This window comes from Nostoc sp., from assembly GCF_036919815.1.
GTDB lineage: Bacteria > Cyanobacteriota > Cyanobacteriia > Cyanobacteriales > Nostocaceae > Nostoc.
Window position 1 is genome coordinate 1 of record NZ_JBALCE010000032.1, and the last position, 13,247, is coordinate 13,247.

A 13,247-nucleotide genomic window follows, 5' to 3' on the forward strand; every position below is an offset into this window, starting at 1 on the left:
GCTACACGTTATGATAAGCGAGCAATAAACTTTCTTGGTGCAATTTATCTTGCTGCTACTGTTATCTGGCTTAATTGATGACACGCCCTAGATTTCATATTTTGTTAACTAACCTTTATTTATGCAAACCCATTTAGGCATTTCTGAAGATAAAGTCAAAACGGTATAAGTGCAGTCAGAGTCAGTTGCAAAGTTCTAAAATTAAGAAGTATTAAATCAAATTGAGGACATCATGGCTGCAAAAGTAGAAATTTACACTTGGAGGACTTGCCCGTTTTGCATTCGTGCCAAAAGTTTGCTGAAGAACAAGGGAGTTGAATTTATCGAATACAGCATTGATGGAGATGAGGCAGCCAGAAATAAAATGGCTCAAAGGGCAAATGGAGGGCGCTCTTTACCGCAAATTTTTATCAATGATCATCATATAGGTGGTTGTGATGATATCCACGCTTTAGATAGTCAAGGCAAGCTGGATGAGCTATTAACTTCTAGCAATAGCGTGTAGGTTCAGAAAGTTTTGCGATCGCTAGCGACAAGCCGCTGCAAATTACACGGCAGTCGCTACAATGGAAAAACAACGCGCTGCCTTCTCTAGGGGCTTTTATCCGACAAAAGCGATATCTGTCCACAAGACTTTACCCTCCAGGTTCTACTCAGCACTACACATATACCTCAATTGGTGAGCATGAAGAGTTGACAACTCCTCGCGCCTATTGGTACGAGGATTCTTCCTTCATCCAACGTTGCCTCTAAAAGCAGTGCCAAAAGATGGTCTTACACGTTGTCCAGAAGCGGTAGCGAGATGCCCTCTCGCTAAAAGTCCTAAACCTTCATTTTTGATATTCACGGCGGCGTTAATATCCTTGTCATGCAAAGTTTTACATTTAGGACATTGCCAACTACGAATATTTAAGCTGATGTTATCTACTTGATGCAGACAGTTACTACAAGTTTTTGAACTGGGGAAGAACCTATTAACTTCAACATAGATTTTCCCTGACCATTTTTTCGATAATAATTGAATAACCATTTAATTTCTTGGTGATTGAGGTATAAAGGGTGAAACTAGCTTTTATCATTGATCCCATCCATCAGCTTGACCCGTGTCATGATACCAGCATTGCCCTGATCGAAGCAGCGCAAAGCTTGGGACACGAAGTTTGGGTAACTCAGGTAAATCTGCTGAGTGTGGTGGAGAGCAAAGCTTGGGCTGTCCTACAGCAAGTCGAACTTGTACCAGTGCAGTTGGTGGAGGGACGCTGGGTAGCGGTGAATCCTTGGTATAAGTTGAGCGAGCGCTGCTTGACTTCTTTAGATACAATGGATGCCGTATTTATGCGGACAGATCCACCCGTTAATGATTCCTATCTCTATGCCACCTACATTCTGGATTACATTGACCAAAATAAAACCCTGGTGATTAACAGTCCTAGTGGTATCCGAGGGGCAAATGAGAAAATGTACGCCCTCCAGTTTACCAAAGCGATTCCAGAAACGATTGTCAGTGCTGATAAGCAGTTTATCCGGCAATTTGTCGAAGCAAAGGGAGCTGCGATTCTCAAACCACTGGGTAACAAAGCTGGGGAAGGAATTTTGTTTTTGCAATCAGGCGATCGCAATTTTAACTCCATTGTCGAACTCAGTACCCTCCAAGGTCGAGTGCCTGTAATGGTGCAAACCTATCTACCAGAGGCAAAAGAGGGAGATAAGCGAATTATCCTACTCAATGGCGAACCGATTGGTGCCCTCAATCGCCTCTCTAGTGGAACTGATTTTCGCAATAATATGGCAACTGGTGGCACAGTTGCTCAAACTGAAATTACCCCAAGAGAGCATGAAATCTGTACCCAAATGGCCGAACGCTTACGCCAAGACGGCTTAATTTTTGTGGGTATTGACGTTATCGGTGGCTACCTAACTGAAGTTAACGTCACCAGTCCCACCGGAATTCGTGAGATTGATCGCCTAGATGGTACTCGCCTTGGTTATCAAATTATTCAATGGATTGAACAAACCTAGTACTAGCCCTTTCAAGGTGACAAACGAAGATACGTTGTTCCAGTGCTACCACCTTGAATCCTGCACTCAGATTTGGGGATTTTTAAAGGTCGAAATAACCAATCTTCGTTCCAAATTTCACCACCTTGAAAGGGCTACCTAGTACTTACGCATTGACAAAAAATATCATCCATGTATCTAGATAGATTGTCCAGAATGTACTCATGCACAACTAAGGACTATTAAAAATTAAGTGGTCTTCAAGACGCTCTCTATCAGACGCTGCGCGTAGCTTGCTTGTATTGTAGGGGTACGCGCAGACTCGCTAACACTACGCTATCAGTAGAGAGTTCAGAAGCTCACACTGAACCGACAGCTTTCGGCTTACATGGGTTTCCTTCTGGCTATATCACGTGCTTATTCTGGTTTACAGTGTTGATTAAACAACTTAACCAACACTGGGAATGAATACAAGTGGTGTTTTTTCTAAATTTCCGCTCTTTTTGAGCGAAGGTAGATGTAGCGATATCTACAACGGGCGTAGTTACAGCAATCGTAATTGGGCAGGTCTTCCTGTTTTTTTGTGACAAAAGCATAGCTGGACATGCGAACCAGCAAACTCCTGCCCAAATTCATTCTATAAAGTAGCGTTAACGAATTTTTTACCAATTAGCAAAATCGGGGATGGCAACACATTGCTTACCCCTACCCTTGGTAAAACCTGGTGGAACTGGCAGATTTTATACAGCGTTCAGCTTGACCTGAGACTGCTAATTTCATCTAAAATCTCAAATCTTTTAATTCCTTGGTGTACGTCGGTTTTTCAGAAAATCAGGTATGTCCAATCCAGGTTTTTCTTTTGGTTCTGGAGTTGGAGTTGGTGTTGGGGTTGGTGTTGGGGTTGGGGAGTTAACTGCGGGTTGCGGTGTTGTTGGTCGCTTTGTAGTATTAGGTGCTACCCGAACGTTAGCCACGCTTTGTTGTACTACTGCTTGCGCTTCACCTGTAAACCCAGTGGCAATTACAGTAATTCTTACCTCACCTTGGAGTCTGTCATCAATTACGGCCCCAAAAATAATATTGGCGTTGGGATCAACTACTTCATAGATTGCTTCTGCGGCAGCATTCACTTCATGCAAAGTCAGGTCAGTACCACCAGTAATATTAAATACAACTCCTCTAGCACCTTCAATAGAACATTCTAGTAATGGTGAAGAAATAGCTGCTATCGCAGCTTCTCTAGCTCTAGATTTTCCAGAACTCACTCCAATTCCCATCAACGCCGATCCCGCATCTGCCATCACAGCTCGGACATCAGCAAAGTCAACGTTTACCAAGCCGGGGATCGTGATGATATCAGAAATACCTTGCACCCCTTGACGCAGCACATCATCTGCATAGCGAAAAGCTTCTTGTACAGGTGTTTGTTCCGGGATCACTTCCAGCAGTTTGTTGTTAGGGATAATGATCAGCGTATCTACCCTACTTTTTAGTCCTTCAATACCTTGTTCCGCTTGGCTGGTGCGGCGGCGTCCCTCAAACACAAATGGACGTGTTACCACACCAACAGTAAGAGCGCCCATTTCTTTGGCTATTTCTGCCACAATCGGGGCTGCACCCGTCCCAGTACCACCGCCCATACCAGCAGTGATAAATACTAGGTCTGCACCCTCCAAAGCTGTAGCAATTTCGTCTCGTGATTCCTCCGCTGCCTTTTGACCGATGGCAGGATTACCACCTGCTCCTAAACCCCGTGTTAGCTTCTGTCCAATTTGCAATCGACTTGGAGCGCCAGCTAAGGTAAGAGCTTGGGCATCAGTGTTAATTGACCAAAACTCTACCCCAGATACATCAGAATCGATCATCCGGTTAACAGCATTGCCACCACCACCACCGACACCAATCACTTTGATGTTGGCGACCCGACCAGGAACAATCTCGCCAATTCGGCTATTTTCTGGAGAAACCTTCTTATTATCGTGATTTTGTCCGAAGTTCAGCCCAGAGTTATTAAAGGGATTAGTCGAGTTAACTGCCAGAGAGAATCCCGGCTGTCCCGCAGATTGGGAATTTTTATAGGTAAGTCCTTGGTTATTATCAAGTGTCATTGGATTTGTGAAAGGGTAGATAAACGACTTTTTCAGGTGTTATTCACCTCAGAGTCAACTTTAGTTTGACAGTGCCACAATACTATGGAACTGTTCTTTATTGTTTTCACTACTGCCAAGCCTAACAGAATTGGCAGGGCGAAAATTTGCTATGGGATAAGCTTTTAACACAGCCGATCGCACAGCCAATTCTAGAGAAGTATACCTACATTTATCTAAAAGTGACCTGTATAACTTCAACCAGACATCAATCTCTTCATTCTTATGGGCGGAGGGCATAACTTCTAAAGACATACTATAGCGCCTCTTCTCTGTCTCAATAATAATATTGTTAATAGGTTTCACCATTGGGGATGATTGCAACTTTAGACACAAAACTTACGTTCTACTTACTTATCCTGAAGCTGAAAGTCAGCAAGAATTTACTTGTCAGACTATACCTGATTAACTTGTTTTTTGGGGGGTCTTAATGGACACTTTGTTGCAGGAATAGTCTATTCTACGAAAACCCTCACTAGTGCGGTCAACAAATCAAGATTTTCAAAGATGTTTCTTTCCTCACCCAATAGGAATTACGGCACAGAGTAGTCCAACCTGATTGCCCAGAAGCAATGCTTACGCAACTTTGGGCGATACCCTTATAGATTCAAACTTCGGTAAACTGTTTTTGGAAGTGTCCTCAACAGACCAAAGCCAGAGCGTTTTTGGCTCTGCACTTGGATGGCGGCGTTAACCGTTCTGATCAGTGCCCTCTGTTCCTGAGTCTGAGCAATTATGAAAAACTCAAGCATTTTTCTCTTTTGGGCACTGGGTTTAGTCAAATAATCTATGGGCAGAAGGCGTTTTGCACGCCATAGACCATGATTAGATTGTCCGACATCTTGCACCTTACTATTAGATGTTAGGGTAACAATTCAGATTGTTTGACTGGCAATGGAGATTTTATGATTGATCTTCTCATTTTAATTAGAAGTTAATGCCGATTTTCGTGCAGTTTACCGGAAAACTGAAAATAATAAATATATTTATCAGCATAAAGCTTCTTAATTTACTAAGAGCTATCAATACATTAAACATACTAGATGTTTTTAGGGATTTTGAGAGTTAATTTTTGGTCTTTTTGGTTCATTTGTACTAAAGGGAATTCGGGATTTTTCAGATCAATATACTCTATTTGGCCGGAATCGACTTTTGCTGCTAAATGGCGCATTTGCCCAAGTACCTTAATTTGTTCCGACACCTGGGGGCTTGGAACGCCGAGATGCACATTTCCTAGTTCTGTTTTCAAAATTAAATTGGTTGGATTTCGACAATCAATTTCCATCACTTCCACCGGACTTTGGCTGACAGCTTGATGAAGTTGAGTCCAGTAGAGGCAGTATTGTTTTGAGGATCCAATTACTCTGAGATTAGGTAATTTGCTCGTGGGATTCAGTGATGTATATTTTTCTAAAGGCATCCAGACTCCACTTGCATCTAGTAAACCGATTGTTACTTTTTTATTGCTAAGTGTTTGAGTCACCGCTACAGGTACTCGTTCTTGGATTTCAATGGTTAACCCAGGAGGAAACAGGCGGCGTCTGACGATCGCTTCGGCAATAGTTGGTTGTTTCTTCAAAGAGTTAGCGATCGCTGACGGTTCAATCCGCCACAAAGACTGAGGGTAAGATAGCACTAACAGCGACTGAGCTGTTTCATCCGACAGTAATTTATTGCCTGATTTCATCACTATTTGTTTAGGAGCTTTTAGCATCCACACTGGTTGGAGTAACACCCATAGCAATCCACCCGCCAAACCAATAATTGCAAAGGTTCGCCAAATAGCCTGAATAATTCTTATCCGCCGCCGCCGACGTAATTTCTGACGACGCTGGGCTAGATTCGTGCGCGAAACTGATATTATGCCAGCCATTCAAACCCCTTTCTGGTTGCAATCTAAATTCCTGGACGCGATCGGATGATGATTAATTTCACTAACCCGTGTTGGCATCTGTTAGTCGATCTCCTCAAGACTTTTTTATTTTTAGTAACACTTTACACTAACTACACAATGATTATGGCGCTAGCGATCGTTCCGATTAAAGTTTCCGGTGTCCATTTTTAACTGACTGTAGTCTTTTTGACAAGTTATTTTTGAAGCTTTTTTCTCTAAAGATTACAAAATATTAATTTAGATGTTTAGGATTTTATTTTCTTGACAGATAGAATCTAAGATGGTATATAAATATTTCTATATCTCTGTATACTTTGCTATAATTCATACTAGTTCCACTCATCAGCTAGACAAACTGATATCTGGGTTAGGTTGTAGCTTTTTTTACTGATTTCCTAAGCCTTAAAGGTTTGTGGCAGGTCAAACAAAAGCTAGAGATTGTCAAAACCTGAATAACAGGTGTAAAAATTAAGGACAGATATGCTTGTCTGTGATTAGGGTCAATTAAATCTCTACCATACTACTGACAGTGATCCTGCGCCAAGTGCTGTCGCTTGTAAGACACTAGCAACTTGCAAGTTAATCTCATACTTGCATCTCTTACAGAGATTACTTGTATAAAAACACGAATTAAACTGCATCTACATACATATCTAGATACATGAAAACGACATTAAACTTATCACGTTTTTATAAAGCATGTAACCCCAGCTACACGCTAAATACAAGTAACGTCCTAGATCGGCAGTATTACATAGATTTTGCTGATGTACGTGGTTGCAAGATTGTGGAAGAATTGCAACGGACTATTGTTCGGATTTCTCCTGATGAGCCAACCTGCCAGTTATTTACAGGCCATATTGGCTGCGGTAAGTCAACGGAATTGCAGCGCCTGAAGACAGAACTGGAAGTGGCAGGATTTCATGTGGTTTATTTTGAGTCCAGTCAAGACTTAGACATGGCAGATATTGATGTCAGCGATATTTTGCTGAGTGTAGCGCGTCAAGTCAGTGCCAGTTTAGAAGGCATTAGCATCAAACTCAAAGCTGGTTACTTTACCAATTTGCTTAAAGAAGTAGGCGATTTTTTGCAAACCCCCATAGAGCTTTCTGGACAAGCAGAGTTGTCCTTGGGTATTGCCAAAATTACTGCCAAAACCAAAGATAGCACCCAGATGCGTAATCAACTGAGGCAATATCTGGAACCACGCACCAATAGTATTTTGCAAGCGATTAACGAAGAAATTTTAGAAAAGGCTGTTGAACAGCTAAAGCTGCGGGGTCAAAAAGGACTGGTAGTGATTGTAGATAATTTGGATCGAGTGGATATGCGTCCCTTAGCATCGGGGCGATCGCAACCAGAATATCTTTTCATCGACCGAGGTGAACAGTTACGCCGCCTCAAATGCCACCTAGTTTACACAATTCCCCTAACGTTAATTTTTTCCAATGAGTACGAGACACTGAAAAATCGTTTGGGGGGAGGGATTGCGCCAAAAGTACTGCCGATGGTATTAGTGCGGCAAAGAGATGGGAGTGACTACGAACCAGGGATGTCACTAGTGCGCCAGTTAGTTCTAGCAAGAGCTTTTCCAGAAGTTCCTTTGAATGAAAGGCTTTTATTAATTACAGAATTATTCGATCATTCCCAAACTTTGGATCGTCTATGTCGCGTTAGTGGTGGTCACATTCGTAACTTATTGGGTTTACTTTATAGCTGCCTACAACGACAAGATCCACCTTTTTCTAAGGACTGCTTAGAAGCCGTGATTAAGGACTACCGCGACGATCTGCTATTAGCTATTGATGAATCGCAGTGGGAATTATTGTTTGAAGTAGTGCAGCAGCAGAGAGTTAAAGGTGAGTCTGACTATCAGAGCTTACTAAGAAGCATGTATCTGTTTGAATATCGTGATTCTCTGGGGCGTTGGTTTGGCATCAGTCCAGCCTTAGCAGAAACAAGAAAAGTTTTGACTTGGCAAGAAAACAAGTAACAGTCCTGGGTGAGTCAATTGTCATTAGTCATTCGTTATTAACCGAATGACCAATACCCAATACCTAATGCCCTATACCCCATGCCCAATAACAAATGAATAATCACAAGCAGCTAGGTGTCTATACCAAAGAAAATCAGCAGAATTTGCAAAGACTAATTAGAGCGATCGCGCTTTCTGAAGGTCAGTTTGCTCTGATTTTAATTCGATGTAACTATAGGCGATTACGTGAGCAAATGTTAGAAAATATTCGCTCCATCAGCAAGGACATTAATATCAGAGAAATCGTTCTCAAGGCATCAACTACTTCTTTACATAGCAGAATAATATCAGAACTATCTTTAGATAATCCTGCTGTCCTTACAGACTCTTTGCCATCTGCTGTGATGATTTTCGGTATTGAGTCAACTACTGACCTGAAAAACTTACTTACAGGCATCAACCAAGCACGAGATATCTATGCCGCAACTTTTCCATTTCCAGTAGTGTTCTGGCTAGAAGATGAAGTGGCATCATTACTTTCAAGATTAGCGCCTGATTTCAAAAGCTGGGCTGTAACCACTATTAAATTTGAAATGGCAAAAGCAGATTTATTTACTTTGATCCGTCAAAAGGCAGAATCTGTACTTGCCAACGTTTTAGAAGCAGATCCCGAAACATTATTATCTAATACTTTCCTAGATTTAGTTCCCAAGTCCCAACACCATTACGAAGAAATAGAATCAGCCCGTAATGATTTGCTGCGCCTGTACGGACTTCAATTAACACTAAGATTAGAAGCTAGTTTAGAATTTATGTTAGGGCGAGATAAATACGCCAACAATCAAATTAATGGCGCTTTAGCCAATTATCAAAGAAGCCTACTATTATGGCAGCAGGAAGAAAGGAGAGTAGCAGAGTCGGTGAATAATTCTTCTTTCCTCCTTTCATATCCTCACTCTACCCCTTCCTCGTCTTTACTCAATAAAGCAATAGTCGTATTCCACCTGGGGCTGTGTTATCAACGAATGGCAGACTTATACCAGAATACTAATAGTAGCTATTGCCAAAATGCTCTCTCGTGGTTTAAACAATGCTTGGAGCTATTGGAAGAGCTAAAAAGAGAAGACTTAGTTGCTAAATTTATTTTACCTGCTTGTCAAATGCTGCAATGCTTACAAGCCTGGGATGACTTAAAAGAATTAGCTCAAAAGTCATTACATCTACATAAAACTTATGGAACTCCGGCACAAATTGCTGAAGATTATGGTTTTTTGGCAAATGTGGCGGCTTCTGAGTCGAATTGGGTACTGGCTCATGAATTAGCGAATACAGCACTTTCTATCTCTGAAGAACCAACAGAAGTTTGTCTCCGAGATGCTTGGCGAAAACGACGACAAGAAAGTTGGTATCTTCTCTTGCTAGCACGTGCACAGCAGCATCTGGGTAAGTGGGAGGAAGCTATCAATAACCTGGAATGGGCGAGAGTAGTTTGTGAGCTACAACATGAGCCATCACTTTACTTAGAGATTTTAGAGGAACTGCGATCGCTTCACTTTTTTGAGCGTCATGACTATACAGAAGCCTTTAAGCTGAAGCAAGAAAAAATTAAAATAGAACATCAGTATGGCTTGCGTGCCTTCATCGGGGCAAGTCAATTGCAGCCGCAACGCCCCAGAATTAACCCAGTACTAGAACCTCAAAAAACACCGTTTATTCCTGAAGAAATTGCCCAAGAAATATCTGCTTCTGGACGTCAACAAGATGTCAATCGTTTAATTGAAAGAATTGCCCGCGCTGACTACAAACTCACAGTAATTTATGGGCCATCAGGTGTAGGTAAAAGTTCAATTCTCAAAGCTGGTTTAGTTCCAGCACTTAAGGGAAAAGTTATCGGTGAACGCATTCATATACCTATTGTTTTGTCTGTTTATACTGATTGGATTACAATCTTCATAAACAGTATAAATCAAGAGTTTGCATACACAGGAATATCGGTTAATCTTGGCTCTACAGCTACTATGCTGCTAGAAAAGATTCGGTTAGCATCTGAGCGCAATTATACAATAATTATTATATTAGACCAGTTTGAAGAGTTTTTTTTCATTACTAATCCTTCTACACAAAGAATAGAATTTTATAAATTTTTTAGTGAATGTTTAAATATTTCATTTGTCAAAATTATTCTTTCATTAAGAGAAGATTATTTACATCATTTATTAGAATTTGAACGTTTGAGCCAGAAAAATAGTACAAGATTATATGATTTAGGCGTAATTAATAAAAATATTCTTGATAAGGACATCCGCTACTATTTAGGAAATTTCTCTAGCCAGGATGCTAAAGCCATAATTCACAGTCTCACTCAACGTTCACATTATAAACTGAATGAGGAATTAATTAACCGATTAGTAGAGGATTTGACAGGAGAACAAGACGAAGTACATCCAATTGAATTACAAATAGTCGGTGCTCAACTACAAACAGAAAACATTACCACACTCGGACAGTATAAACTTTGCGGTGGCTCGACAAAATTGGTGGAACGCTGGCTTGGGGAAGTTATCAAAGACTGCGGTCAGGAAAACGAAGAGTTAAGTTGGAAATTATTATTTGAATTAACTGATCAAAAGGGGAGGCGACCGTTAAAAACTAAAGCTGATTTAGCGGCGGCATTAGTTAATAATACTCATATAGATACAATATCAAGCTTTGACACCGTTGGGGAACTGATTTTAGAAATATTAGTGGGTTCAGGGTTGGTGTTGCAAATCAGAGAAAAGTTAGGCGATCGCTACCAGTTGGTTCACGATTATTTAGTTGAACCAATTCGCCAAAAGAACAATTATGGTATGGTCGCCGAATTAGAAAAAATCAAACTTGAAAAAAATAGAGCTGAAGTAGGCCAAAAAGTTAGTCAACAGCAACTCAATTTGGTGTTGCAACGGCGACTGCAGGAAGCACGGATTGCAGGCGCAATCCTGGCAATCATGGGGGGAACAATCGCAGCATTATGGTGGCAAGCCGACTTGCAAAAAAGAGCAGCAATTCGCCAAACTCTACGAGCTGAACACAGTGAAACCAACTTTAAAATTAGTGCGATCGCTGCTGCTAGCGAAGCTTTGTTTGCGTCTAATAAAGAGTTTGATGCCCTATTAGAAGGTTTGCGGGCTTGGAGAGGACTTAAACAGGGAGATGGAGTGGAACCAGATACCCGAATGCGGGTGGTGACTGCCCTGCAACAGGCAGTTTATGGGGTAACAGAGGTTAACCGACTGGAAGGGCACACGGATATTGTCTGGGGAGTAACTTTCAGCCCAGATGGTCGGTTGCTAGCATCAGGTAGCCGAGATCAGACGGTGAAACTTTGGCGTCCTGACGGAACCTTACTCCAAACCCTCAAAGGTCATACTGATGCTGTCACCTGTGTAAGTTTTAGCCCTGATGGTCAAACCCTAGCCTCCGCCAGCCTCGACAAAACAGTGCAAATCTGGCATAAAAACCCGGTTACAGGTGAATTTGACCCCAAGCCATATAAAACCCTAAAAGGACATGGGGATTGGGTTTATAGCGTTAATTTCAGTCCTGATGGGGAGTTGTTAGCTACTGGTAGTAAGGATACAACCGTAAAACTCTGGCGCAAAGACGGCAGCTTAGTAAAAATACTCAGAGGACATCGAGGGTGGGTTAACTGGGTAAACTTCAGTCCCGATGGTCAATTCATCGCCTCAGCCAGCGACGACAAAACAGTGAAAATCTGGCGACGGGACGGTAGCCTCGTGACAACTTTGCAAGGTCATCAGCAGGGTGTAACTGTGGCTGTTTTCAGCCCAGACGGTAAATTTTTGGCCTCAACAGGTAGAGATCAGACAGTGGAACTTTGGCTCAGGGAAAGTAACAACACTAAAAACGGTTTTGACTTTCGTCCTTACAAAACTTTACGACACCATAGTAATACAGTGTGGAGTTTGAGCTTTAGTTCCGATAGTAAAAAGTTAGCTTCCGCAAGTGAAGACAAAACCATAAACCTTTGGAGTATCACTGGTACTTTACTCAAAACCTTTAAAGGACACAGCGATGCTGTTGTCAGCGTAGCTTTCAGTCCAAATAACAAATTGCTGGCTTCAGGAAGTTTCGACAAAAGCGTGAAACTATGGAGTTTAGATGCGCCAACACCGTCTATTCTTCAAGGGCATCGCAAGCGAGTTTTGAGCGTTGCTTGGAGTTCCGACGGTCAGATGCTAGCTTCTGGTAGTAGCGATCGCACTGTCAAACTTTGGCAACGATACACTAGTAATGGCGAGGTTAAAACCCGACTTTACAAAACTTTAGTGGGGCATAGAAATCAAGTTCCTAGTGTCAGTTTTGACCCCAAAGGTGAAATGCTGGCCTCAGGAAGTTTTGACAAAACAGTGAAACTTTGGCGGCTGGACGGTACTTTAATCATGACTCTCTACGGACATACTGATAGTGTGATGAGCGTGAATTTCAGTCCTGATGGTCAGCTTTTGGCATCAGCTAGCAAAGATAAAACAGTGAAACTTTGGAACCGTCAGGGCAAATTGCTCAAAACCTTACTGGGGCATCAGGGTTGGGTAAATAGCGTCAACTTCAGCCATGATGGTCAGGTTTTAGCCTCTGCCAGTGATGACCGAACTGTTAAACTTTGGCGTCGGGATGGTACTTTGCTCAAAACTTTTTCGCCCAATGACAGCTGGGTGATGGGTGTCAGCTTTAATCCCACTGACGAGTTATTGGCTTCTGCGAGTTGGGATAACACCGTGAAACTGTGGCGACGGGATGGGACGTTGTTAAAAACCTTATTAAAAGGGTACAGCGATAGTGTTAATGCCGTGACTTTCAGCCCCAACGGGGAATTACTCGCCGCCGCCAGTTGGGATAGTACAGTGAAACTTTGGAGTCGTGACGGCAAATTAATTAAAAGTCTCAATGGGCATCGTGCTGCGGTATTAAGTGTCAGTTTTAGCCCAGATGGTCAGACATTAGCATCAGCTAGTGATGACAAGACGATAATTCTGTGGAATTTAAATCTTGATCATCTGCTTGTTCGTGGTTGCGACTGGGTAGCCGATTACCTCAAGCACAACCGCAATCTGGAGAAGGGCGATCGCCTTCTTTGTGAAGGCATAACTACTAAAAACCCTTTTTAATTACGAATTACAAATTACGAATTACGAATTACGAATTACAAATTACGAATTACGAATTACGAATT

9 protein-coding genes are annotated in these 13,247 nt (G+C 41.9%); 5 read left to right on the plus strand and 4 right to left on the minus strand.

The genetic code is table 11. The annotated features are described in order from the left end of the window. The first annotated feature begins 232 nt into the window (after positions 1–232). Positions 233–505 carry a glutaredoxin 3 gene (grxC, locus tag V7K15_RS09345; protein WP_334905063.1) on the plus strand — a complete coding sequence of 91 codons (273 nt, stop codon included), beginning with the start codon at positions 233–235 and terminating at the stop codon, positions 503–505. 228 nt (positions 506–733) lie between these two features. Here the strand turns inward: grxC and V7K15_RS09350 are convergent, their stop codons facing one another. Continuing rightward, complete coding sequence (locus V7K15_RS09350; RefSeq protein WP_334905065.1) at positions 734–1,030, minus strand: transposase; 297 nt, start codon at positions 1,028–1,030, stop codon at positions 734–736. A 29-nt stretch (positions 1,031–1,059) separates the two neighbouring features. On the opposite strand from V7K15_RS09350, the gene gshB reads away from it, so the two are divergent. Further along, positions 1,060–2,019 (plus strand): glutathione synthase, encoded by a 960-nt coding sequence (gene gshB / locus V7K15_RS09355; RefSeq protein WP_334905067.1) that lies wholly within the window; start codon positions 1,060–1,062, stop codon positions 2,017–2,019. A 776-nt stretch (positions 2,020–2,795) separates the two neighbouring features. Here gshB and ftsZ read toward each other — a convergent pair. The 3 genes from ftsZ to V7K15_RS09370 all read right to left on the minus strand — a co-directional run bounded on the left by ftsZ (position 2,796) and on the right by V7K15_RS09370 (position 6,018). Next, complete coding sequence (ftsZ, locus tag V7K15_RS09360; RefSeq protein ID WP_334905069.1) at positions 2,796–4,106, minus strand: cell division protein FtsZ; 1,311 nt, start codon at positions 4,104–4,106, stop codon at positions 2,796–2,798. 60 nt (positions 4,107–4,166) lie between these two features. Further along, a complete protein-coding gene (locus V7K15_RS09365) occupies positions 4,167–4,454 on the minus strand; it encodes a hypothetical protein (RefSeq protein ID WP_334905071.1) in 288 nt (95 codons plus the stop codon). 730 nt (positions 4,455–5,184) lie between these two features. Next, a complete protein-coding gene (locus V7K15_RS09370) occupies positions 5,185–6,018 on the minus strand; it encodes a cell division protein FtsQ/DivIB (protein WP_334905072.1) in 834 nt (277 codons plus the stop codon). 45 nt (positions 6,019–6,063) lie between these two features. Here V7K15_RS09370 and V7K15_RS09375 point away from each other — a divergent pair, with 45 nt between their 5' ends. From V7K15_RS09375 to V7K15_RS09385, 3 genes are all read left to right on the plus strand, one after another. Next, positions 6,064–6,210 carry a hypothetical protein gene (locus V7K15_RS09375; RefSeq protein ID WP_334905074.1) on the plus strand — a complete coding sequence of 49 codons (147 nt, stop codon included), beginning with the start codon at positions 6,064–6,066 and terminating at the stop codon, positions 6,208–6,210. Positions 6,211–6,700: 490 nt separating this feature from the next. Further along, positions 6,701–8,032 carry a P-loop NTPase fold protein gene (locus tag V7K15_RS09380; RefSeq protein ID WP_334905076.1) on the plus strand — a complete coding sequence of 444 codons (1,332 nt, stop codon included), beginning with the start codon at positions 6,701–6,703 and terminating at the stop codon, positions 8,030–8,032. A 95-nt stretch (positions 8,033–8,127) separates the two neighbouring features. Further along, positions 8,128–13,182, plus strand: a complete 5,055-nt coding sequence (locus V7K15_RS09385) for an nSTAND1 domain-containing NTPase (RefSeq protein ID WP_334905078.1) — start codon at positions 8,128–8,130, stop codon at positions 13,180–13,182. Positions 13,183–13,247 lie beyond the last annotated feature (65 nt).